Below are 23,194 nucleotides of genomic sequence, written 5' to 3'. Positions count from 1 at the left end.
AAAACTGCAATATCCGGTTTTGCCCAAAAGCGGGTAAACCCCTATAATAAGATCAGAACAAGCAAAGTCCGCGAGCTGCTCGAGGACTTTGTTTTGGTTAAGGCTTGATATCACCGGCCTGCCCCAGCACCTGCGGCGGCTTTCAATATAGGAGGACTACATACCCGTGATCTATCAGAATCTGCGGCAGTTTGTTGAAGCGCTGCGCAAAGAGAATGACCTGCATATCATTGAAGCACCAGTTGATCCTTATCTTGAGCTGGCGGAGATTCACCGCCGGGTGATTGAGCAGGAGGGCAAGGCTCTGCTCTTTACCAACGTGAAAGGAACGCCGTTTCCCGTCGTCACCAATCTGTTCGGCACCGACCGGCGTGTGGATATGGCCTTCGGCCCCCGTCCTGAGCAGCTGATGAAGACGATTGTCAATGCAACGAAGACGCTGCTTCCGCCCACTCCGAAAGCGTTGTGGAATGAACGGGGGCTGATCGGGGACATGATTAAGGTAGGGTTAAAAACGGTCTCCTCCGCAGAAGCCCCTGTCCTGGGTGTGCAGAGAACAGAGGCACCGCTTGCGCCGCTGCCGCGTGTCACAAGCTGGCATGAGGATGGCGGTCCGTTCATTACGCTTCCTCTCGTGTACACCGAGAAGCCCGGCCAGCCTAAAGACCATAACCTGGGTATGTACCGGATTCAGATCTATGATGACTCCACAACGGGAATCCATTGGCAGATTCATAAAGGAGGCGGCTTTCACTATCATGAAGCGGAGCAGCGCAACGAGCCGCTGCCTGTCACGATCTTCCTGGGCGGTCCACCTGCGTTGATCGCTTCGGCGATTGCCCCCGCTCCCGAGAATCTGCCTGAGCTGATGCTCGCGTCGCTGATTATGGGCGGCAAGCTGCCGATGGCGGAAGATCCGTTGGGCGGACACCGTATTCCTGCAGAGGCTGAATTTGCCATCAGCGGTTACGTGCCTCCGCATGATCGCCGTCCGGAAGGACCGTTCGGAGACCATTTCGGCTATTATTCGTTAAAGCATGATTTCCCGGTATTTCATGTCAAGCATATGCATCACCGCAAGGACGCCATCTATCCGGCGACGATTGTAGGCAAGCCGCGCCAGGAGGATTATTACCTCGGTGAATTCCTGCAGCGTCTGCTGTCACCGGCTTATCCGCTTGTCATGCCGGCCGTGCGCTCTTTATGGGCCTACGCGGAGACGGGGGTTCATGCACTGGCTGCCGCGGTTGTACGCGAAAGCTACTCGCGCGAGGCGCTTGTTTCCGCCTTTACGATCCTGGGGCAAGGGCAGCTGTCGCTGACCAAGTTCCTGATGCTGACGGACAAACCGCTGGACCTGTCGAATTTTACGGTGCTGCTGGAGACGATTCTGGAGCGCTTCAATCCGGCACAGGATTTGTTCATAATCAATCATACCTCGCATGATACGCTTGATTATACGGGGCGCAAGCTTAACCATGGCAGCAAGGCTGTGCTGATGGGCGTCGGCGAGCCGGTGCGTGAGCTGCCGCGGTTGTATGAGGGCGGAGACCTGCCGGGCATCACCCGTATTGAGCCTTATTGTGGCGGGTGCCTTGTCATCTCCGGCGCCTCCTATGAGCAGAATCCTGAGCTGCCTGCCCAGGTGCTGCAGCGAATGTCAGGCATGGAGCAAAAGTGGCCGCTGGTGTTTATTGTGGATAACGCCGAAGAGGTGGTTAAGTCACAGGCCTCCTTCCTGTGGACGGTATTTACCCGCTTCAATCCGGCAACGGATATGTTTGCCGATCATGAAGTCAAGCTGCATCATTTGAATTACAAGCTGCCGATCGTAGTGGATGCGCGCATGAAGCCAGGCTACCCGGATGAGGTACTGCCGCGTGAGGACATTGTCCGCCTGGTGGATGAACGCTGGAAGAGCTACGGTTTCTAATGGGTTTCTGAGTCATAAGCAGGAACAGACACTGGGAGGTTGAGCATATGCTGCGTGAGCTTTTGGGAGAACCGCCAAGGCAGGATAATGGAATACTGCTGCAGGCGATGAACAACATGAAGCGGACGCTGGGCTTGCTGCAGCGCCAGATGGAGCAAAGCGGGGATCCGACATTTGATTTCCGCAAGGCCGAAATATTGACGCTTGGGCTGATCTCCTCCCTGACCGAGCTGGAAGAGAGCGCGTTCGCCGCGGCATTTTTCCGTAAGAGGGTACACGCAGAGTTTTCCGAGGAAATGAGCGAGCAGGAGCGTGCGGATTATGAACGTTATGTGTATTTTTACAAAAACGGGTTTATCCGGGTGTTCTCCATGCTGGACAAGCTTGGCAATCTGCTGAACGACTTTTACGATATGAATACTTCCAGGGTGAAGGCTCATTATTCCTACTTTACCGTGCTGCGGCAGTTCCGGTATTTGAAAATCCACGACAGGCTTGCTGATTCTTTGTTTGAGCTTAAGGACCGCTTCAGGGAGCCGCTTGGGCGACTGCGCAAACGCAGAAATACGGAAGTGCACTACATGAACGTGGAAATGCAGGATGATCTGTGGCAAAAGCAGCGGGCTTTGTACGGGAAAATCAAGCTTGAGGATCTGGACGAGCATCTTGATGATCTGCGGCAGGGTCTGGACATGGTATGCCGGTCGGTAGCGGAAGCGTTCGAATATACGAATCAGCAGTGGGAAAGACATTCAGCGAGTAAATAAAGTCGCAGGATGCAGCCATTCTTTGTAACTGCCAGAAATTTTTCCGAATGTTTTCGCAAAAATACCTTTGACAAAGCCATGTAAAGTATCTATACTGAAATCTAGTTTAATGTCAGCTTTATGAGGACTCTAGTATTCCAAACTTAAATTAATTGAAACAACTATATATCTCTTATCGAGAGAGGCGGAGGGACTGGCCCGATGAAGCCCGGCAACCGGCTGCACCCCGGCGTTATTACACGCTTAGAGGGCAGCGTCATGGTGCTAATTCCAACAATACCACTATGATTAAGTAGTATTGGCAGATGAGAACCGGATTTTGCTGCATAGCAGGAGCCCTTTTCATTTGCGAAAAGGGCTCTTTGCTTTAATTGGACAAAATAGAGACAGATCCGGCGGGAAGGGGTAAAAGGAAGAGAAGGGGGACGTACCAACTTGATTGAAATCAAGAAGCTAACAAAATTTTATGGCAAAGGCAGCCGGAAGACACCTGCATTGTCCAACCTGAACTTATCGATCGGCAAAGGTGAAATTTTCGGCATTATCGGCCACTCCGGGGCAGGAAAAAGCACGCTGATCCGCTGCATCAATTTGTTGGAGCGTCCAAGCTCGGGCGAGGTGTGGATCGACGGAGTGAACATGACCGGCCTTAACCGGAAGCAGCTGCAGGCCAGAAGGCGTAAAATCGGGATGATTTTTCAGCATTTCAACCTGCTGTCATCCGCGACGGTATATGACAATATCGCATTTCCGCTTCGTCTGGACAGCAGGCCGAAAGCGAATATCGACAAGAAGGTGAAAGAGCTGCTCGCACTTGTCGGGCTGGAGCAGCATGCCAACAAATATCCGGCACAACTGTCAGGCGGCCAGAAGCAGCGCGTCGGCATAGCCCGTGCACTTGCCAGCGATCCGGACGTGCTGCTGTGCGATGAGGCCACGTCGGCGCTCGACCCGCAGACGACGGATTCTATTCTGAAGCTGCTGCTGGATATTAATCAGCGCTTCAATCTGACCATCGTGCTGATTACGCATGAGATGCATGTGATACAGCGGATCTGCGACCGCGTCGCCGTTATCCATGAAGGCGGAATCGTAGAGCAGGGCCCGGTGGCTGAAGTCTTTATCAAGCCGCAGCATCCGGTGACAAGGGAATTCATTATGAGGGAGACGGACCAGGGAGAAGAGCTGCAGGCAGCGATTGCCGCACCTAACCCGGCCTCCTCACAGACCGTTAAAATTTCGTTCCTGGGCGACAAAACCTATGAATCGATTTTATCACGGACGGTCCGCCAGACCGGTGTGGATTTTGCCATCCTGCAGGGCACGATCTCCACGCTGAAAAATGTGCCCTACGGATTGCTTACCGTACGCTTTGAGGGAGACGATAAGGCGATCCGGGAGACGATGCAGGAATTGTCGGCACAGGGGCTTGATGTGGAGGTGATCGGCTGATGGATGGGCTCGATTTTTCGCAAATTAACTGGAATGAGATCGGTAGTTCAACGCTGGATACGATCCAAATGCTGCTCATATCCGGGCTGTTCACGCTGATTCTGGGATTGCCGCTCGGTGTTGTGCTGTTCCTGTCCAGCCGTTCGTCACTTGCCCTGATGAAGGTAATCTACACCGTACTGTCATTTATCGTTAATATACTGAGATCGGTGCCGTTTATCATTCTGATCGTGGCACTGATTCCTGTAACGAGGCTGCTCGTCGGTACCTCCATTGGCGTGACCGGCACGATTCCTCCGCTGGTGATCGGGGCGGCGCCGTTTTTCGCAAGGCTTGTCGAGACCTCCCTGCGTGAGGTGGACCGGGGCGTCATTGAGGCGGCTCACGCAATGGGAGCCTCGACCGGGCAGATCATCTTCCGGGTGCTGCTCCGTGAAGCAAGACCGGGTCTGCTCGCCGCATTAACGATTACGATTGTCACACTCGTGTCCTATACGGCCATGTCCGGTATGATCGGCGGCGGCGGCTTGGGTGCGCTGGCGATCAACTACGGTTATTACCGCTACGATACGGCCGTCATGATCGTTGCCGTTGTGCTCATGGTTGTGCTGGTGCAGGTGCTGCAAATGGCGGGTGACCGTCTGGTACGGCATTATACAAGGAAATAAGGAAACATTATATATAGATCCTTATTTTTACCCAATCTTTTAAAAATAAATTTTGGAGGGGTACATGTTATGAAAAAATGGTCATTTGCTTTGTTAAGCCTTGCATTGCTGCTGATTTTGGGCGCCTGTGGGAACGCTAAGACAAATTCTGGAGCAGCCGCAGACAATAATCCGGGAACACCGCGCAGCATTGAGTTGAAGGTCGGCGCATCCGCCGTTCCTCATGCCGAGATTCTTGAAGCGATCAAGCCTGAACTGGAAAAGCAGGGCGTACGTCTGCAAGTTGTTACTTTTAACGATTATGTGCAGCCGAACGTGCAGCTGTTCGACAAGCAGCTGGATGCGAACTTTTTCCAGCATCAACCGTATCTGGACAGCGAGAACAAAGCACGCAAAATGAATCTGGTGCCTGTAGTTCCGGTGCACGTTGAACCAATGGGGGCGTATTCGCAAAAATACAAATCAGTGGATGAAATCCCTGACAGCGCGATTGTAGGTATTCCGAACGATGCCACCAACGGTGGCCGTGCTCTGATGCTGCTGGCCAAGCAAGGTCTGATCACATTGAAAGACAATACGGACATCAATTCTACCCTCGCCGATATCACTGCCAATCCGAAAAACCTGGACATCCGTGAAGCGGATGCGGCTATCCTGCCGCGCCAGCTGCCTGACCTGGATCTGGCGGTCATTAACACGAACTATGCGCTGGAAGCCAATCTGAATCCGACGAAGGACGCCCTGTTCATCGAAGACAAGGATTCCCCGTATGCGAACTTGCTGGTAGCCCGTCCGGACAACAAGGACTCCGAAGGCATTCAGCTGTTGGCCAAAGCACTGCAATCCGACGCAGTCAAGAAGTTTATTGAAGATAAATACAAGGGAGCTATCGTCCCTGCATTTTAAATAAAACACACTGTTATGCCTTATATACCGCTGCTGCCTTCGGACAGAGCGGTTTTTTGCATGCTGCGCTCCGGTTAGTTGAGGCATGGACCTAAATCTTTTATACTGTTCCTGTGGCGTTTTCTCTTTGCAGAGGAGGAAGAAGTACGTTGAAACCAAAGGTTGCCCTGATTACAGGAAGCGCCAAAGGGCTGGGAAGAATGACAGCTTTACATTTGGCGGATCAAGGGTTCGATATTGCGATAAACTATGTACACAGCCGGGGGGAAGCTCTGGAGCTGGAGCAAATTATTCAGGCCAAGGGCGTACGATGTACGGCCGTTCAGGCGGACATTTCCAAGCAGCCGGATATTGAAAAGCTTGTGAGCCAGGTGGAGCTTAAGCTCGGCGGTGTGGATATCATGGTGAATAATGCAGGGCCGTTTATACGAGAACGCAAGCTGTTTGCTGACTATGCGCCTGCTGAAATTCATGCTATGCTGAACGGGAATCTTGTCGGCACGATGCTGCTGGATCATCTGGTGCTTCCGCATATGCGCAGACAGCGATGGGGAAGGATTATCCATTTTGGCTTTGGACATGCTGCTGAGGGAAGAGCGTGGCCGCACCGGGCGGTATATGCGGCGGCGAAGGTGGGGCTGGTTTCTTTTACGAAAACCCTGGCTGTTGAAGAAGCTCCGTCGGGAATTACGGTCAATATGATCTGTCCCGGAGACATTCGTGGTGATAATAAGGAGAAAACGATTGCCGAGGTCAGGGGGCTGCGGGATGATGAGACGCCCATGGGCAGACCGGGCAGCGGTGAGGATATCGCGCGCGTGATTGCCTATTTATGCGAGGATTCGTCCGATTTCATTACAGGCAATATTATGGACATCTCCGGAGGCCTTGATCCGATCCGCCCTTCGATATTGTAGATGGGCAGGAGTCCACAAAAAAGAGCCTTGGCTTCTTGCGAAGCCAAGACCCTTACCATCAATATGCCTGAAGCATATTAGAATACCTGTATTACTTCCTGCACCCCGTCAACTTCTTCGAGAAGAGCACGTTCAATGCCGGCTTTCAACGTAATGGTCGAGCTCGGGCAGCTGCCGCAGGCACCCATCAGCTTCAGCTTCACGATGCCGTCTTCCACGTCAACCAGCTCTACGTCACCGCCGTCACGCTGCAGGAACGGACGCAATTTATCCAAAACTTCCAACACTTCATCATACATGGTGATTGTGTTATCGCTCATTAAAATTCAACTCCTTTCCTATAAGGTTTATTATATTACAAACGAGAGCAAAATAAAATGCTCCCGTCAAAAGCAGGTGAAATAAAATCATGAGACCGATCATAGAATTTTGCAGCAGCAATATCAGCACTGAGGATGTTATGCCCAGACTGGAGGAGAACCCCGAATACGATGTCGTGGAATACGGCTGTCTGAACAATTGCGGGCAGTGTTATGCCCAGCCATACGCCATGGTTAACGGTGAAATTGTGGCGGCGGATTCGCCTGAAGCATTGTATGATGCAATTATCGCCAAAATCAAGGAAGCCGAAGCATGGGATAGTCTCGATATTGACTGATTGCCAGGAAAATTTAACTTTTGTGATACTTAGCGGGCAAAGGCTATGGTGAAGGTTTTCATCGTAGCCTTTTTTCTATTCATATCATATTATGCAAGAATAGAACGAACGTTAGTGAGAACAGCTTTAAAAGAAAAAGACTACGATGAATTTTTCATCATAGTCTTTCCGTGACAGGAGTGTAATCCTCAACTTTAGCCAAAATGACGCTTCGATTTCCAGAGGACACCGCTTTTGAGCAGACGTGGAATACGTCCGCGCAGGGCCGTTCCGCCCAGGAAGCCGTAGCCGAATCCGGCCTTTTTGCCCAATGATCCAAGGGTGCCGCGCAGCTTGATAGGGTGCACATGTGGCGACTCCCCTTTCCAGAGCGCATGGACGATATGGGCAATCTGCTCACCCTGGACTTCTGCCGCCTGTGCGCTCGGTGAATAAGGAAGACTCGCGCAATCCCCGACGACATATACCTCGGTATGATCCGGGATTTGGTACAGCCCATTCAGAACGATGCGTCCCTGTGGGTCCTTGGCTACCTTCAGATCCTGAACAATCTTCACCGGCTGGATCCCGGCCGTCCATACGACGGCATCGGTAGGAATGAGCTCATCACGGTTATAGATTGCGTTAGGTTCAACCCTTGTCACCGAGACATGGGACATAGCGTTCACATCATGCTCTTTGAACCATGCATGCACATAGGCGGATAGACGTTGCGGGAAGGAAGAGAGCACCCGTTCGCCCCGATCCATGATAGAGATGTTGAGGTCCGGACGGCTCTCCCGCAATTCGGCTGCAATTTCCACCCCGCTCAGACCGCCCCCGACAATATGGACGCTCCCGTAGGGCATGATTTCATTCAAGCGCATATAAGCCTGCCGTGTGCTGTTGAACGATTGGATCGTGCTGGCGTACTCTTCAGCTCCGGGGGTATTATGAAAACGGTCCGTACAGCCCAGGCCAATCACGAGCTGATCATATTCCAACGGCTCACCGTCTTGAAAGTGGACGGTTTTGGCATCCAGATCGATGGAGGTTACTTCCCCGTATCTGCGGGTAAGCTGATCGTGCTCCGGGAAGGTGACTCTCAGTTCAAAGTCCGATACTGTTCCGGCAGCCAGCGCATAATATTCCGTTTTAAGTCCCTGAAACGGCATCCGGTCCACAAGCACAACCTCGGTATCTTTTGGTAAGGATTTGTCCAGTAGTTCTTTTGCAATGGTGAGACCGCCGTAGCCGCCACCAAGAATGACGAATTTCTTCATGATAAGGTAACGCCCTTTCTAGTCAACGATTGTGCCAACCTGAGTTGCTTACAACAGATTACTCGTACACTTCAATTTCGTTATAGAAGGTGTCCCGCTCAACCGGAATGCGGCCGGCTCCCTTGACGAGCCAGATGAGCTCTTTGCGGGTCAGACCGGCAGGCGTAAGCGCTCCGGCAGCATGGCTGATTTGCTCGCGCACGATTGTGCCGTGAACATCGGACGCGCCAAAGGAGAGCGCCACCTGCGTGAGCTGCGGCCCGATGTTAATGAAGTAGGCCTTGACGTGCTGGATGTTGTCGAGCATCAGGCGGCTGATGGCAATCGTCTTAAGATCCTCGTAGGCTGAATTACGCCGCATGATGCCGGCATTTTTGCTCTTTGGCTGCATGGACAGCGGGATAAACACCATAAAACCGCCGGTTTCATCCTGAAGCTCGCGAATTTGCAGCATGTGATTAACCCGGTCCTCATAAGACTCAACCGATCCGTACAGCATGGTCGTGTGGGTCTTCATGCCAAGCTTGTGAGCCGTCCGATGAACCTCCAGATAGCGATCCACGTTGGCCTTAGTGACTTTCATTTTCTGCCGGTATTGGTCTGATAAAATTTCAGCGCCGCCGCCGGTCAGTGTTTGCAGTCCGGCTTTCCGCAGCTCCTGCAGCACTTCCTCTATGCTGAGTCCGCTGATGCGGGTGAAGAAATCGATCTCGGCAGCCGTATAAGCCTTAAGGGTGACATGAGGATATTTTTCATGGAGCACCTTCAGCGAATCAACATAATATTGAAAAGGCACATGTTGATTATGCCCGCCGACGATATGAAATTCACGCACTCCGGGATGGATATGCTGTTCAACATAGTCGATCATTTCCTGACCGGACAATGTATAGGAGCCCTCCTCGCCCAGGTCCTTACGGAAATTGCAGAACGCGCAGCGGGCTTCACATACATTGGTGAAGTACAGGCTCATATTTTCAATGAAATACACTTTTTTGCCGTTCTTGCGCAAATTGGCTTCGTTAGCGAGCTGGCCCAAGGTCAGAAGATCGTCGGTCTCATAAAGGTACACGCCGTCTTCAAGCGTCAGACGCTCGCCGTTGCGGACCTTCTCAACAATCTCCGCCATTCTTCGCTCTGTAAAGGGTGATACTAATGTGGACATACCTATTCCTCCTCCAAAATGCTGAGCGATCAGCCATTGTCAGCCGATACACACAGGATGTCCCGTTCCGTCGGTACGCTTCCGGCTTCGCGGAGCATGTTATGCTGTGAAAAATGTTACAAAACGAACGATATCGGTCTTATCTATGACGAAATTCCGACATTTGTTTGTTACGCACCCATCTATTATAAACCTGACCTGCCGGGTGTTCAACCGGATCGGCGAGAAAAACAGTGCTTTTGTCCTTGGTGGACGGGCGCTTCCATGGCTTGAGGCTCTGCCGAAACTGGAGTATACTGAAGAGGTAGAATGCAAGGAAAAGGAGGAAAAGCAATGATTACAATTACAGATTCAGCTGCCGGGCGCCTGAAGGAAATGCTTGCACAGCAGGAAGTGCCGAATATGTTCCTGCGTCTGGGTGTAACACCAGGTGGCTGCACAGGTTTCTCATATGCAATGGGTTTCGATGATCAGGAAAGCGATCAGGATATATATATGGACGTCCAGGACTTGAAGGTGGTTATGGAGAAGGAGAGTCTCCCCTACCTCAACGGTCTGGAAATCGACTTCGAGGAATCCGGCATGTCCGGCGGCTTCACCATCCATAATCCGAACGCCATCGCTACATGCGGCTGCGGCTCCTCTTTCCGCACACGCGAAGACGCAGGCGCGCCGAATCCGGAGCAGTGCTGAGGCAGAGATGTCAGCAGTTAAAAACCTCCATAGCAGGATAGCATCCTATCTGCTTATGGAGGTTTTTTGCGGCTTAAAAGCTCTGTTGGACCATGGTATTCATAAGGAGAGATTTAACTTGAAAATAGTGATCACCCAGCAAATATCCGCCACGGGCGTAAAGGAATATACGAAGGTTTCCAGAACGTTCGAATCTTACAGTCTGCCAAATACAGGACATAAAATAACCGATCCCGCTTTTGGGGACATGCTGTATTACGAGGTCGAGGATGTCATGATCGATTACGCTGCGGATGAATGTCTGGTTGCCCTTCCTCCGGTCACGATCTATTCCGATGATGCGGAGGATTTGCGGGATGCGGTCCGGGAATACGAGTCCCACGGCTGGACATGCACCAAGCCTGTATAATGGGGATGTTTGGCCAAGTCCCCCCTCAAGCAAAAGCGATTGTCTTTCCGGCAATCGTCTTTGCTTTACTAAAGGAGAACGAATAAGCGAACAACTTGTGGTGAAAAATAATGAAAATATTGATATAATTATGTAAGGTTCATCATAGGATTTCAGGTCGTCTCTTTATGGGCCCATACGCAGCCAGAGCAGCTTCCGTGATTTGCACAAATTTTATGGTTGAACGAAAAGGGGACAGGACAAGTGAGAGTGAAACTGAAATTTACAAACAAAGGGAAGACAGCGATCGAAAAGTTCAGCAATGACGAGTTGATTGAAATTTTCTCCCGTTACAGCAACACGCTGACCAAAAAGTATGACGTTGAAGTCGTGGTGCCCGAAGAAGCCAATTCGAGCATTATCGGCGATGGTTCTATAGAACTGCGGCTGGAGCGCGTGAACTGCGATGTGGAGACTTTTCTTAAAGAGCTGAGCCGGGATATCAAGGTCCCTTTGGTGAAAAGGCTGGGCACGAAGCTGGACAATGTATTTAAACCGGAAGTAATAGAGGCCTAATGAAAAAATGGGATCAAGTCTTGGGTGCACCGCACGCTCAAGGCTTTTTCTGTATTGGTTAGGATGTGAGTCCAAATGAAAGTTAGCGTACTTGATCAAACTGTGCTGCGGGATCAGGAATCGCCTGAGGAAGCTTTCCTGCAGACAGTGGAAACGGCGGTGCATGCGGACAGTTTGGGTTACGAGCGTTATTGGGTATCGGAGCACCACAGCACGGATGCGCTGGGAGGCTCCTCCCCCGAGGTGCTCATTAGCTTCCTGGCTGCCAGGACAAGACGGATACGCGTGGGCTCCGGCGGCGTCATGCTGCCGCATTACAGCCCGTACAAGGTAGCGGAAAATTTTCGCGTGCTCGGTGCATTGGCGCCGGGACGGATCGATCTGGGTGTAGGTCGGGCGCCCGGCGGTGTTCCGCTGTCCACCAAAGCGCTGCAGGATTTGCAGCTGCGGGACCCCGATACTTTTTCCGATCAACTGAGACAGCTGCAGGAATATTTGAAGGACATCCTTCCAGTGAAGCATCCATTGCACGGTTTGATGACTACCCCCAGAATTTCGGTAAAGCCGCAGCTTTGGATGCTTGGCACGAGCCCTTCCAGCGCTAGGCTGGCGGGGACGGCAGGATTGCCTTACGCTTTTGCTTTCTTTTCCGAAACCCAGCAGCAGAAGGCGCTGCTTTCCTTCCAGCGGTACAGGGACACGTTCCGCCCGTCGGATGTTATAGAACAGCCCTACAGCATGCTTGCCATACGAATCATTGCCGCAGATACAGACGAAGAAGCGGAGGAAGCGGCCGTTGGTTCACTGCGTTTCAGCCTGATGCTGAATAAGGGGCGCATCGTAAGGCTGGCAGATCCGCAGTCAGCCAGAGCAGCGCTGGAGAACCTGTCCGCTGGCGAACTGGAGGAATTGGAACGAATCCGCAGCATTTACGTGATCGGTTCCCCTTCCACCATCCGCCGAAAAATTCGTGAGCTGCAGCAGAGCTACCGGTTTGATGAGCTTATGGCGTTGTCGCTGATTTATGATTTCCAGCAGCGCAAGCGTTCGTTGGAGCTGCTGAAAGAAGCTGTTGATGATCTATAATTTTTAGCGGAATATTATTTTTTCTGTATTTCGGGAAATTATTCATGAAAAACAAAAAAGACAGTTCGCGGCTTGTGAACTGCACTTCCACTGCTAGTCGTATCAAACAAATTGGTGCAGTTCAGGCATGGCGGACTGTCTTTTTCTAATTGACTATTGAATGTTATACGTGATCCGGACGCAGCTTGGCGGGATCAAATGAAGGAACCAGGCCCTCGGCGGCGGCGCGGCCGAGCAGAACCTCAATTGCGGCATAACCGCTCTCGCCAAGATCAGCCGTGAAATCATTAACGTACAGATTGATATGGGACTGTGCCACGTCCGGAGACATTTCCTGGGCGTGTGATAAAACGTAATCGCGGGAAGCCTCGGGATGCTGCCACGCATATTCCACGGAGGCACGGATCCAGCCGGCGATCGCTTTCAGATCCAGATTGCGGCGGGCAATGATAGCCCCAAGCGGAATCGGCAGTCCCGTATCCTCTTCCCACCAGCTGCCCAGATCCACCTGCAGGCTGAGCCCGTATTCGGGATAAGTGAAGCGTGCTTCGTGAATAACCAGTCCCGCGTCCATCTGTCCATCCCGTACAGCCGGCATGATCTGGTCAAACGGCATGACAACGATCTCGCCCACGCCGCCCGGCACATGCTTGGCCGCCCAGAGGCGGAACAGCAGGTAGGCGGTGGAGCGTTCGCTTGGAACAGCCACGCGCTTGCCTGACAGGGCTACCGGGTCTGTGGAGCCGTCCAGCGTCAGCACGAGCGGGCCGCAGCCGCGTCCCAGCGCGCCGCCGCAAGGCAGCAGGGCGTAGTCATCCAGCACCCATGGCAGGGCGGCATAGGAGATTTTCATGACATCCAGTCCCTCGGGCGTTACGGCCAGATTGTTCGTAATATCGATATCGGCATATTTGACCTCAAACTCGGGTGCGCCCTCAACCAATCCGTGTACCAATGCGTGAAATACAAAGGTGTCGTTGGGGCATGGCGAAAATGCAATCTTCATCTTATAAAACCTCCGTTAAAATCTTGAATGCAGCTTCAAGCGACTGCAGCGCCTCTTTGATCCGCCATTCGGCACGGTTGCGGGGGCCGACGGCATTGGAGATGGCGCGCAGCTCAAACGCGGGCAGCCCTGCGTAGCGCGCGGCCATGGCGACCCCGTAGCCTTCCATCGCTTCGGCGGCGGCGCCCGGTACCCGCTCGGCCAGCGCCGCCGCCGCGGCGGCGGTGCCCGTCACCGTGGACACGGTCAGCACCGGGCCGACACAGGCCTGCAGACCGCCGGCCGCAAGGAGCTGGACCCAACGGGCGGCGGTCCCGGCGTCCACCGGCAGACGGCTGGAGCCGAAGCCGAGCTCGTCCACGCTGCTGAAGCCTTCCGCCGTTTCGGCGCCAAGATCCGCAGCGATGATGGAGGTCGCCACCACGACCGATTCCACCGGCGCAACTCCGGCGAAACCTCCGCCGATGCCGGCGCTGATGACAGCCAGGTAGCCGCCAGCGGCCAGCCGCCCTGCCGTAAGGGCGGCTGCCGAAGCCGGGCCTACCCCGGCCAGCTGCACATCAAAGCGTGGGCTGCCGTTCAGGCCGCGCAGAACAGCCTCCCGCTCGGCTTCCACCGCCGTCATAATCAATATGCTTCCTTCCTGGACGGAAGGGTTAAAGGAAGATGTCTCTTGCACAAGTGATCCCTGCTTCCATAATTCGATTCGTTACTCATCATACACCTTTTGAAAGCAGCATTCAAAATAACCGCAGCTTATGAAAAAACAAAAAAAGCGCCTTCAGGCGCTTGCATAGCTGAAAAAAATCAGTACCCTAAAATTAATGAATACCCTGGAACATGGTGATGTCCCGGTCGAAATGACTTTTGCTGCCATCAGCATTGCGGACGCGTATAGTCGTATCCGAGAACATTTCAATAAGCCCGCTTCCGATCTCACAGTATACACCTGTCGGATCTTCCTGCCATACCGTAACGGGGGTTTGGGACAATGCGGCTATAAAAAAATCGATATTTTTTTGCAGAATGCGGGGTTTTTTCTTCGAATCCATAGATCGTCCTCCCGGATTTTGGCTTTGCTGGGCCAGTGATGCCACATAAAAAATTTGATTCAAGTAATGACTTTAACGTGTATAGGCTGTTTTGTAAAGGACAAAAGTTGTGCGTTTACGCAGATTTTACATTTTGTTGATATACTGATGGTGAATGCAGACGATACCGATAGTACAATAACCAGGTAAGATTTCGTTCTTCCGGCATTACGGGAATAAGCGGGACAACATTGAAGACAAAGACAATTCAATTATGGGGCAAATAATGGAGGTCACTATGATCAAAGAAGAAAGTCACGCCGAGAGCGACAAAGCAAGGGCAGCCCGTTATTTCAATCGTGATCTCAGCTGGATCGAGTTTAACCGCAGGGTGCTGCAGGAAGCGCAGGCTCCGGATACTCCGCTGCTGGAACGGGCCAAGTTTCTCGCCATCGTCTCCAGCAACCTGGACGAATTCATGTCCGTCCGTGTAGCGGAAACCCGGGAGAAAATCAAAGCAGGCTTCATGCAGAAGGATTTTACCGGCTACACTTCGCCAGGTTTGTACAAGCGGTTGGTCAAAAGAATTTCGGAAATGGTATCCGAGCAGTACAAGACCTTCCGCGAAGTGTCGCGCCAGATGGTGAAGAAAGGGCTTGTATTCCTGGATTACGAGGATCTGAACGCTACCCAGCGCAAGGCTTTGGACACCTACTACCATGACATTATTTTTCCGGTGCTGACACCGATGGCGGTCGATCAGAGCCGTCCGTTTCCGCTTGTGCATCACAGATATATCTATCTCGCGGTCGTGCTGCGGCGGAAGGGGGACGGTCCCGATGAGAAGCCGTTTTTCGCCATTGTCCAGGTTCCTTCGAATATTCCGCGCGTCGTTGCCGTTCCGCGCCGCGCGAACAGTAAAAACAAGCATTTTATTCTGATTGAGGATTTAATCAAGCACCATATCCATACGTTGTTCAGCGGCTACATCCCGGAATCTGTTCATGGCTTCCGGGTGACGCGCAATGCTGACCTGAGCATCAATGAAGAGGAAGCGGAGGATCTGCTGGAGGAGATCGAGAAGGAGCTGCGCAGACGGAGAAGGGGAGCCCCTGTAAGGCTGGAGGTTGAAAAAGGCATTCATCCATACGCTCTGCTGGAGCTGCAGACAGAATTCGAGTTGTTCGATCACGTATTCGAAACGGACGGGCCGCTGGATCTCGGATTTCTGTCCTCCTTTGCCGACGGTCTTGAAGGCTATTCGCATCTGCGCTTTCCGCAGATCAAGCCTCTGTATCCGCCGGAGCTGCCGCTGCGCGAGGACATGTTCGAGGTGCTGCGCAGCCGCGATGTGCTGGTATACCATCCATATGAATCGTTTGATGCGGTTACGGATTTTGTGCTGGAGGCTTCCGAGGATCCGGATGTGATGGCCATCAAAATGACGCTGTACCGGGTTAACGGGGAATCCCGTCTCATTCCCGCTCTGGCGCACGCCGCCGAATCCGGCAAGCAGGTTACGGTTGTGGTTGAGCTGAAGGCAAGATTCGATGAGGAACGCAATATCGCCTGGGCGCGCAAGCTGGAAAAGGCGGGATGCCATGTCGTGTACGGGCTGGTCGGCCTCAAAACGCATGCAAAAATCATCCTTGTCGTAAGGCATGAGCAGAACTCCCTCAAACGCTATGTGCATGTTGGGACAGGCAATTATAATGAAAGCACGGCCAGAGCTTACACAGACGTCGGGCTGTTCACGTCCAATCCGGTTATTGGCGAGGACGCATCGGGGCTGTTCAACGAAATCACCGGTTTTTCCACGGTTAAGCAGCTGCAGGCTCTTTCTGCCGCTCCGACAGGGCTAAAGCCGAAGCTGTTTGAATTGATTCGCCGGGAATCCGGACATGCCAGAGCAGGAAGGCCGGCAAAAATTATAGCCAAGGTGAACTCCTTGTCCAACCAGGAGATGATTGATGAGCTGTATGAAGCTTCCCAGGCCGGGGTCAAAATCGACCTGATTGTGCGCGGAGTATGCTGCCTGCGTCCAGGGGTTCCGGGACTAAGCGAAAACATACGGGTGATCAGCATCGTCGACCGTTTTCTGGAGCACTCAAGAATCTTTTATTTTGAGAATGCAGGCCATTCGGAAGTGTTCCTCTCCAGTGCGGATTGGATGACACGCAATTTATCGCGCAGGATCGAGCTGATGTGCCCTGTGTTTGATGAAGGACTCAAGCAGATGGTAGTTGATATTCTCCAGCTTTCCCTCAGTGACAATGAAAAAGCCAGACAACTGATGCCGAACGGAAGCTATCGTTTTGTGAAAAACGACAGCCCGCCCGTCCGCAGTCAATTTGAGGCGATGAAGGTCACGAATTGGAAGAAAGAAATACAGACCACGATAAAATAATATCCCATGCTTTTTGCACATCCTTGGCCGCGTTTTCCATGGCCTTGAGCTCCAGGATAGGCTCCTCGCGGCTGTGCAGACGCAAATGAAGGGAGCCGTCGTCGAAGGAAGGCACCATATTGTCCACCAAACCGGTTTCACTGCGGTCCAGCGCGATCCCCAGCTGGAGCAGGGAACCGATGCGGTGGACTTTTTGCATATCCAGCGGCTGCAAGATGTCTTTATGGGCATGAAGCAGGCGCTCGGTCCGGTTTTTCGGATGGTAATCAGCGGCGATGGCTGCCAGAACCATTTCCCGGTGCGACAAGCCGGCTAATCCGGCGCGCATGATCCAGTACACGCTGTGCTGCGTGTAATGATAATAATTCAGGGCGGTCCCGGCTTTGTAAAGCATAGCTGCGGTTCGGGTCACCCGTTCATCAAGCAGGCAGCTCTCTCCTGTTAGGAGCCGGTACAGCTGCTGCGTGTAGTTTAATACCCGGTCAAGGTGATCCGGGGCGGCGGGAACGCCGAACTCCAGCACATTACGCAGCGAGCTCTGAAGCGGATCAGGCAGCACGGGATTCTCCGGACGGACAAGCTCGTGGAAGAGCCCGTCGCGCAGGCCCGCCCCGCTGATTAGAAAGGATGCGCCCTGGGCTGCGCGGAAGATGGTCTGAAGTATAATCAGACCTGGAATAAAAATGTCGGCTCTGTCCTTGGACAGGCCGGCAATTTTTTTGCGCTGTCCGTTGCTGAGACGGGGCAGATGGGCGAACATCCGGTCAACCTCATCCGCCGCCATCTCATAATGGTGGGTCACCTGCAGGGAGTAATCCCGTGTCCGCTGGCTGATTTTGGCCAGTGTTCTCATCGTCCCCCCAAGACCGATAAAGGGCAGACCCGGATTCGAAGTGATCCATGGATGCTCCTCAAGGGCGGACTGAACGTATTGTTCCAGCCTGGCGATCTGTTCCGCATCCCAGATTCCGTCCCTGCTCTCCTGGCCAAAGCGGAGGTTCATATTCACGGCTCCGAAAGGAAAGGAGAACGTTTTGAGCCGTTTCCGCTCCCTGAACAGGGTGACCTCCGTGCTTCCCCCGCCAATATCAATGATCATGCCGTCACGTACGTTCATCGAGTTGACCACGCCGAGAAAGCCTGCGTTGCCCTCTTCCTCTCCTGAGAGCACCTCCACCAGCAATCCGGTTTCTTCTTCGATCCAGGCCAGGACCTCTTCAGAGTTAACCGCATTTCGTATGGCTGCCGTTGCTCCGGCTCTAATCCGGGACACATTATTCTGCTCGCATATCGCCTTAAATTGGCGCAAAAGGGGAGCGATGCCCAGTACCGCCTCCCGTCCCATTCTTCCGTCGGGTCCGACCTTCTCGCTAAGCCGTGCCGATTCCTTATATTCTCTCACGATACGGTAGGCCCCCGTATCTTTTATTTCATAGATAACCAGCCGGATAGAGTTGGAGCCGATATCCATGATGCCTATACTGCTGTGCATTATGTACACTCCCTTAACAGTGATTTGGCAGGTCGAAGGCTGATGCGAAAGCCGCAGCCCTGTAGTGTCAAGCTGTAGTTTATATTGTACCAATACCGCAGCACAGATACTACTATTTCAAATCTATGTGGACAAAACAGGCCTCAGCCTTGGACAAACATACAAGAAAGAAAGAGTCTATTTGAGTAGATATAGTATTAGGAGGACCGGAAAGGAGATTTGCTATGGCTAGACAGCTTGCAAGCAAATTGCTGAAGACGGAAGCGCTACTGCAAAACGGACAGGTTGCTGCTCATATTCCCCAGACGGTTAAATATTCTCCTGAAGAGTTAAGACGGATGCTGGAGCGGCACAGATTCGTATTCATCAAGCCGGTAAAGGGAGGAGGAGGACACGGTGTCATCAAAGTCGGGCGGCATGCTGCGGGCTATTATTGCACACGCCTATCCCAGACATATCGCTGTTCACGTTTTGAGGATCTTGTAAGGGTTCTATCCTCCATTAAGCTAAAAAGATCCTATCTCATACAGCAGGGAATCGAGCTGGCAACCATCGGGGGCAGGCCGATCGATTACAGGGTCAAAACGGTAAAGAACGGAGAGCATTGGGAATTCCGCGCAATGGTCGGCAGGCTCGCCCGTCCCGGTCTGGTGGTCACCAATCTGTGCAAAGGAGGCACACTGCTTCCGGGGCGTGCAGGGCTGAGCAGATCTTTGAGAGGTACTTCGGCTTCGGCCAAATTAAAAGAAATGAGGGGGCTTACCCGGCTTTGCATTTCTGTTCTGGAGAGCCATTTTCCGGGTTTGGGCCAACTGGGCTTTGACTACGGCATAGACCGCAGCGGAAGGATATGGATTCTGGAAGTCAATACACGTCCGCAGTAATAGCAGTATGGGGAGCTCGTTTATGGCAGCAGTTGCGAGGGTAATAGATTTCTGACAAGCCAATCTAAAAAAAAATTTTTTCCACATTTGCAGTCGACAAGGTTGTGTATAATTTTTATCCACATTGTCCACTGTGATTTATCAAGCTTTGGACTACTTACCAACAAACTGTACACAGGATTTCCACAGCTGCTTGTGGATAACAAGAACGCTTGTTCCTGTTTATCTATTTTGATAGAATAAGAGGCGAGGAAAAAAAAGGAAAGGTGTGTCGGAGATGGGTATGCTGACGGACGAAATGCTGCTGGAATCCTACCACTTGGCAATCGAGCTTGATCTAGAGGACGATTTTATCTCCTTGCTATTGGCAGAGATCTATAGAAGAAATCTGACCATTACGGATTATTCTCTTCAATAAGAAATCTTCAATGTTCTGTTGCTCAGGTAGAGGGTAGTCCGTTTATGCTGCCAGCCAGATGAACACCTAAATCAAAGGCGCTTTATTCCCAATGATGAAAATGGGAGTAAAGCGCCTTTTCATGTCATATGCTAGGGTAGCCCCACTTTTAAAGCTTCATATTGCTGCTGTGCCCCGGCGACAGCTTGGCATCTGGATCAAAATACACCTTGGCGTTATTTACCGCTGTAGGCGCTTCGCCAAAGCCGACGGCAATCAGCTTCAGCTTGCCGGGATAGGTTGTAATATCCCCTGCCGCGAATAGCCCGGGAATATTGGTTTGCTGGCGGGTATCGACCACAATGGAGTTGTTTTCGATTTCCAGCCCCCATTCAGAAATAGGACCCAGCGAAGAAACAAAGCCGAAGTTGACGATCACATCATCTACATCAATGGTTTGCGTTTCCTTCGTTTTTACATGAGAGAGCGTAACCTTGGCAATCCGGTCTTCTCCGTGCAGTTCTGTAATTTCGGTCGGTGTAATCACCTGCACCTTGGATGCGATCAGGTTTTCGACACTGTGCTCATGGGCACGGAATTTGTCGCGCCGGTGAATCAGCGTGACCTGCTCCGCAATCGGCTCCAGCATAAGCGCCCAGTCCACCGCCGAATCGCCACCGCCGCTGATGAGCACTTTTTTGCCGGCAAAGCGGTTCAGATCGCTGACAAAATAATGAAGATTGCTCTTCTCGAAGCGGGCCGCTTCCGGAAGATCAAGCCTGCGGGGCTCAAAGGCGCCTACGCCTGCAGTAATAATAACGGCTTTTCCGTGATATTCGGCGGCATCGGTCGTAACGACAAAGTGACGCTCCTCTTTCTTCTCTACGGACAGCACCTTTTCCTCAAGGCGAATCGTTGGGTTAAAATGATTCATTTGCTGCACCAGGTTGTTTACAAGTTCCTGTGCGGTCACTTTCGGAAAACCTGCCACATCATATATGTATTTTTCAGGATACAATGCTGCAAGCTGGCCTCCAAGTTGGGGCATACTTTCTATCAAGGTGACGGATGCCTGACGCATGCCGCCATAGAATGCGGCGAATAAGCCTGCAGGGCCGCCTCCTATAATAATCAGATCGCTCATGTCAGCGCCTGTTATTTGCTCTGTCACTGGTTCAACACCTCCACAATGTACATTGAATCATTCGTATATTGGTTGTATCCGCCGAACGTTTGATTCAATTTCTATTATTATAAACGCACAGCAGGTTGTTGGAAAGTTAAGAGCCTCACTGACAAAGAAAGAAAAACCGGAAGGGGTATCCATATGGGCAGTGTTCCTAAAGTTGTAATTCTTGGCGCTGGCTACGGCGGCATTCTGACCGCTCAGAGCCTGCAGAAGGAACTCAGGCACAAAGAGGCTGAGGTGACGCTCGTAAACCGTCATGATTATCATTACATCACGACCCACCTGCATATGCCGGCTGCGGGCACAGACTCCATTGAGCACGCGAGAATTCCCATTTCCAGACTGATTGATAAGCTCAGGGTGGATTTTATCAAGTCCACGGTTCAGGCCATCAAGCTGGACGAAAAGAAGGTGATGCTGGATAAAGGCTCGCTTGATTATGACTATCTGGTGCTGGGACTCGGCGGGGATCCCGAAACCTTCGGCATTCCCGGCATGCTGGAAAATGCATTCACGATCCGCAGCATTAATTCCGTACGGCTGATCCGGGACCATATTTCTTATCAACTGGCCAAGTATAAAAATGACAGTAACCCGGCCAGACTGACCTTTGTTGTCGGTGGAGCAGGCTTTACAGGCATTGAATTTGTGGCTGAGCTGGCGGACCGGCTGCCGCAGCTGTGCAGAGAGTACGATATCCACCCGCAGGATATTAAAATCATCAACGTCGAAGCAGCCCCGACGGCGCTGCCGGGTTTCGACCCCGAACTGGTCGAATATGCAATGGACGTTCTGAAGCGCAAAGGAGTTGCCTTCAGAATCGGTATTCCGATTAAAGAATGTCTTGCTGACGGTGTCATCATCGGTGAAGGTGAAATGATTCCTGCGGGCATGGTTGTCTGGACTGGGGGCATCCGCGGCAATCACTTGATCGAGGAAGCAGGCTTTGAGGTGATGCGCGGACGGGTTAAGGTCGACGAGTATTTGCGTGCTCCCGGCCATGATCATGTATATATGATCGGCGATAACTCCGTGTTTATGAACCCGGAAGGGCGTCCTTATCCGCCGACTGCCCAGATTGCGATGCAGCAGGGAGTCGTCTGTGCGAAAAATATCGCTGCCGCCATCCGCGGCAAGGAGCTGCAAAAATTCAAGTTCAGCAATAAAGGGACGGTGGCTTCCCTGGGCCGCGGAGAGGCGGTTGCCGTCGTAGGCGAGAAAAAGATCAAGGGATGGGTGGCGGCACAGCTCAAAAAAATGGTCGACATCCGGTATTTGTTCATCATCGGCGGCATTCCGCTGGTGTTGAAGAAGGGAAGATTTTTTTAAATGAGCGCCTCTCCTGCAAATTAAAAAGCCGTTCACGGTTAAATCTGTGAACGGCTTTTTTCATGCGCTGCGTTTTACAGCTTCATCATATCTCCGAACGACTCCACGTCTAGCAGACTACCGACGTAGAACGAGCCGAAATCGCCGAAGCGGGCGCTGACCTCGTCGAAGCGCATTTCATATACAAGCTTCTTGAACTGCAGCGAATCATCGGAAAAGAGGGTTACGCCCCATTCCCAATCGTCAAAGCCGACGGAACCTGTAATGATCTGCTTGACCTTTCCGGCATAGCTGCGTCCGATCAAGCCGTGGCTGCGCATCATGCCCTTCCGCTCTTCCATGGACAGCATGTACCAGTTATCGCTCAAGTCGCGCTTCTTGTTCATCGGATAAAAGCAGATATAACGATTCTTCGGCAGGATCGGCTTCAGGCGTGCGACAATTTGCGGATTCTGCATCGGGTCCTCGTCCTTGCCTCCAAGATAATTGCTCAACTCTACAACACTTACATAAGAGTAGGCTTTTGTAGTATATTTGGCAAAGGTAGTTTTGTTGAACTCCGTTTCAAGCTTGTTCAAATCCTCAAGTGTCTCGCGCAGGTGCATCATGACGAAGTCGGCTTTCTGGCCGACGATAGCATACGCCGTCGAACTTCCGGCAGCCGCTGCTTCCACATCGGACCATTCCTTCATAAAATCATTCAGCTCGTCCAACGCGCCGGCGCGTTCTTCATCATCCGCCGCCTTCCAGGCTGTCCAGTTGATGGACCGGAAATCATGGAGCGCATACCAGCCTTCCAGTGTGGCTGCCGCTTCATTTGTGGTTGATGCGGGTTGGTTCATTCACGTTCACTCCTGTTCTTGGCATGTTTCACCCCTCCCATTCTATCCCATTCAAAAGCAGCGGGGCAAATGAACGAATGGTGAACAATTCATGAGGAGCCGCAAAAAGACGAATTCGTGAAATTTGACGAATGCGGGCGGCTGCG

25 protein-coding genes and 1 riboswitch are annotated in these 23,194 nt (G+C 52.1%); of the genes, 16 read left to right on the top strand and 9 right to left on the bottom strand.

Annotation, left to right across the window (positions count from 1 at the left end; genetic code table 11):
- Positions 1 to 166 precede the first annotated feature (166 nt).
- From ACI1P2_RS20780 to ACI1P2_RS20755, 6 genes are all read left to right on the top strand, one after another.
- Complete coding sequence (locus tag ACI1P2_RS20780) at positions 167 to 1,933, top strand: UbiD family decarboxylase (RefSeq protein WP_355322222.1); 1,767 nt, start codon at positions 167 to 169, stop codon at positions 1,931 to 1,933.
- Between the two features lie 47 nt (positions 1,934 to 1,980).
- Positions 1,981 to 2,700, top strand: coding sequence for a Cthe_2314 family HEPN domain-containing protein (locus tag ACI1P2_RS20775; protein ID WP_355322220.1), 720 nt, complete (start codon positions 1,981 to 1,983; stop codon positions 2,698 to 2,700).
- A 169-nt stretch (positions 2,701 to 2,869) separates the two neighbouring features.
- Positions 2,870 to 3,012: riboswitch (SAM riboswitch) on the top strand.
- 123 nt (positions 3,013 to 3,135) lie between these two features.
- Positions 3,136 to 4,152 carry a methionine ABC transporter ATP-binding protein gene (locus tag ACI1P2_RS20770; protein WP_355322218.1) on the top strand — a complete coding sequence of 339 codons (1,017 nt, stop codon included), beginning with the start codon at positions 3,136 to 3,138 and terminating at the stop codon, positions 4,150 to 4,152.
- The gene (locus ACI1P2_RS20765; RefSeq protein ID WP_355322216.1) at positions 4,152 to 4,820 is read left to right on the top strand and encodes a methionine ABC transporter permease; all 669 of its coding nucleotides are present in this window, start codon (positions 4,152 to 4,154) and stop codon (positions 4,818 to 4,820) included. The genes ACI1P2_RS20770 and ACI1P2_RS20765 overlap by 1 nt, the downstream gene beginning before the upstream one ends.
- Positions 4,821 to 4,889: 69 nt before the next feature.
- A complete protein-coding gene (locus ACI1P2_RS20760) occupies positions 4,890 to 5,726 on the top strand; it encodes a MetQ/NlpA family ABC transporter substrate-binding protein (protein ID WP_355322214.1) in 837 nt (278 codons plus the stop codon).
- Between the two features lie 149 nt (positions 5,727 to 5,875).
- Positions 5,876 to 6,643 (top strand): SDR family oxidoreductase, encoded by a 768-nt coding sequence (locus ACI1P2_RS20755; RefSeq protein ID WP_355322212.1) that lies wholly within the window; start codon positions 5,876 to 5,878, stop codon positions 6,641 to 6,643.
- Between the two features lie 77 nt (positions 6,644 to 6,720).
- On the opposite strand, the gene ACI1P2_RS20750 is transcribed toward ACI1P2_RS20755, so the two are convergent.
- Complete coding sequence (locus ACI1P2_RS20750; RefSeq protein WP_355322210.1) at positions 6,721 to 6,963, bottom strand: NifU family protein; 243 nt, start codon at positions 6,961 to 6,963, stop codon at positions 6,721 to 6,723.
- 86 nt (positions 6,964 to 7,049) lie between these two features.
- Here ACI1P2_RS20750 and ACI1P2_RS20745 point away from each other — a divergent pair, with 86 nt between their 5' ends.
- Positions 7,050 to 7,301 carry a YuzB family protein gene (locus ACI1P2_RS20745; protein WP_355322371.1) on the top strand — a complete coding sequence of 84 codons (252 nt, stop codon included), beginning with the start codon at positions 7,050 to 7,052 and terminating at the stop codon, positions 7,299 to 7,301.
- A 194-nt stretch (positions 7,302 to 7,495) separates the two neighbouring features.
- Here the strand turns inward: ACI1P2_RS20745 and ACI1P2_RS20740 are convergent, their stop codons facing one another.
- Together ACI1P2_RS20740 and mqnE are read right to left on the bottom strand one after the other, a co-directional pair.
- Positions 7,496 to 8,563 carry an NAD(P)/FAD-dependent oxidoreductase gene (locus tag ACI1P2_RS20740; RefSeq protein ID WP_355322208.1) on the bottom strand — a complete coding sequence of 356 codons (1,068 nt, stop codon included), beginning with the start codon at positions 8,561 to 8,563 and terminating at the stop codon, positions 7,496 to 7,498.
- 58 nt (positions 8,564 to 8,621) lie between these two features.
- Entirely contained in the window at positions 8,622 to 9,728 is a 1,107-nt protein-coding gene (gene mqnE / locus ACI1P2_RS20735) for an aminofutalosine synthase MqnE (RefSeq protein ID WP_355322206.1), read from the bottom strand.
- A 145-nt stretch (positions 9,729 to 9,873) separates the two neighbouring features.
- On the opposite strand from mqnE, the gene ACI1P2_RS20730 reads away from it, so the two are divergent.
- From ACI1P2_RS20730 to ACI1P2_RS20710, 5 genes are all read left to right on the top strand, one after another.
- Positions 9,874 to 10,065 carry a hypothetical protein gene (locus tag ACI1P2_RS20730; RefSeq protein WP_355322204.1) on the top strand — a complete coding sequence of 64 codons (192 nt, stop codon included), beginning with the start codon at positions 9,874 to 9,876 and terminating at the stop codon, positions 10,063 to 10,065.
- Positions 10,062 to 10,421: a HesB/IscA family protein gene (locus ACI1P2_RS20725; RefSeq protein ID WP_355322202.1), complete on the top strand. Its 360-nt coding sequence runs from the start codon at positions 10,062 to 10,064 to the stop codon at positions 10,419 to 10,421. The genes ACI1P2_RS20730 and ACI1P2_RS20725 overlap by 4 nt, the downstream gene beginning before the upstream one ends.
- Positions 10,422 to 10,548: 127 nt before the next feature.
- Complete coding sequence (locus ACI1P2_RS20720; RefSeq protein ID WP_355322369.1) at positions 10,549 to 10,830, top strand: hypothetical protein; 282 nt, start codon at positions 10,549 to 10,551, stop codon at positions 10,828 to 10,830.
- Between the two features lie 243 nt (positions 10,831 to 11,073).
- Complete coding sequence (locus tag ACI1P2_RS20715; RefSeq protein WP_355322200.1) at positions 11,074 to 11,385, top strand: hypothetical protein; 312 nt, start codon at positions 11,074 to 11,076, stop codon at positions 11,383 to 11,385.
- Positions 11,386 to 11,460: 75 nt separating this feature from the next.
- Entirely contained in the window at positions 11,461 to 12,471 is a 1,011-nt protein-coding gene (locus tag ACI1P2_RS20710) for an LLM class flavin-dependent oxidoreductase (RefSeq protein ID WP_355322198.1), read from the top strand.
- A gap of 163 nt (positions 12,472 to 12,634) precedes the next feature.
- Here ACI1P2_RS20710 and ACI1P2_RS20705 read toward each other — a convergent pair whose 3' ends face one another.
- The 3 genes from ACI1P2_RS20705 to ACI1P2_RS20695 form a co-directional block, all read right to left on the bottom strand.
- Positions 12,635 to 13,477, bottom strand: a complete 843-nt coding sequence (locus tag ACI1P2_RS20705) for a 1,4-dihydroxy-6-naphthoate synthase (protein WP_355322196.1) — start codon at positions 13,475 to 13,477, stop codon at positions 12,635 to 12,637.
- Between the two features lies 1 nt (position 13,478).
- Positions 13,479 to 14,156 (bottom strand): futalosine hydrolase, encoded by a 678-nt coding sequence (locus ACI1P2_RS20700; RefSeq protein WP_355322194.1) that lies wholly within the window; start codon positions 14,154 to 14,156, stop codon positions 13,479 to 13,481.
- 142 nt (positions 14,157 to 14,298) lie between these two features.
- The gene (locus tag ACI1P2_RS20695; protein WP_355322192.1) at positions 14,299 to 14,529 is read right to left on the bottom strand and encodes a hypothetical protein; all 231 of its coding nucleotides are present in this window, start codon (positions 14,527 to 14,529) and stop codon (positions 14,299 to 14,301) included.
- 277 nt (positions 14,530 to 14,806) lie between these two features.
- Between ACI1P2_RS20695 and ppk1 the strand changes: the two genes are divergently transcribed.
- Entirely contained in the window at positions 14,807 to 16,915 is a 2,109-nt protein-coding gene (gene ppk1, locus ACI1P2_RS20690) for a polyphosphate kinase 1 (protein ID WP_355322190.1), read from the top strand.
- Here ppk1 and ACI1P2_RS20685 read toward each other — a convergent pair.
- Complete coding sequence (locus tag ACI1P2_RS20685; protein ID WP_355322188.1) at positions 16,875 to 18,407, bottom strand: Ppx/GppA phosphatase family protein; 1,533 nt, start codon at positions 18,405 to 18,407, stop codon at positions 16,875 to 16,877. The two genes, ppk1 and ACI1P2_RS20685, sit on opposite strands and share 41 nt — an antisense overlap.
- 224 nt (positions 18,408 to 18,631) lie before the next feature.
- Between ACI1P2_RS20685 and ACI1P2_RS20680 the strand changes: the two genes are divergently transcribed.
- Positions 18,632 to 19,291 carry a YheC/YheD family protein gene (locus tag ACI1P2_RS20680; RefSeq protein WP_355322186.1) on the top strand — a complete coding sequence of 220 codons (660 nt, stop codon included), beginning with the start codon at positions 18,632 to 18,634 and terminating at the stop codon, positions 19,289 to 19,291.
- 277 nt (positions 19,292 to 19,568) lie between these two features.
- Entirely contained in the window at positions 19,569 to 19,709 is a 141-nt protein-coding gene (sda, locus tag ACI1P2_RS20675) for a sporulation histidine kinase inhibitor Sda (protein WP_355322184.1), read from the top strand.
- Positions 19,710 to 19,857: 148 nt separating this feature from the next.
- Here the strand turns inward: sda and ACI1P2_RS20670 are convergent, their stop codons facing one another.
- Positions 19,858 to 20,859: an NAD(P)/FAD-dependent oxidoreductase gene (locus ACI1P2_RS20670; protein WP_355322182.1), complete on the bottom strand. Its 1,002-nt coding sequence runs from the start codon at positions 20,857 to 20,859 to the stop codon at positions 19,858 to 19,860.
- Between the two features lie 156 nt (positions 20,860 to 21,015).
- Here ACI1P2_RS20670 and ACI1P2_RS20665 point away from each other — a divergent pair, with 156 nt between their 5' ends.
- Positions 21,016 to 22,206, top strand: coding sequence for an NAD(P)/FAD-dependent oxidoreductase (locus ACI1P2_RS20665; RefSeq protein WP_355322180.1), 1,191 nt, complete (start codon positions 21,016 to 21,018; stop codon positions 22,204 to 22,206).
- Between the two features lie 74 nt (positions 22,207 to 22,280).
- Here ACI1P2_RS20665 and hemQ read toward each other — a convergent pair whose 3' ends face one another.
- A complete protein-coding gene (hemQ, locus tag ACI1P2_RS20660) occupies positions 22,281 to 23,048 on the bottom strand; it encodes a hydrogen peroxide-dependent heme synthase (protein ID WP_355322178.1) in 768 nt (255 codons plus the stop codon).
- Positions 23,049 to 23,194 lie beyond the last annotated feature (146 nt).

Source organism: Paenibacillus jiangxiensis, from assembly GCF_046098255.1.
Lineage (GTDB): Bacteria > Bacillota > Bacilli > Paenibacillales > Paenibacillaceae > Paenibacillus > Paenibacillus jiagnxiensis.
Note: the sequence above shows the minus strand (reverse complement) of the source record. Positions and strands in the feature narration are given on the sequence as shown.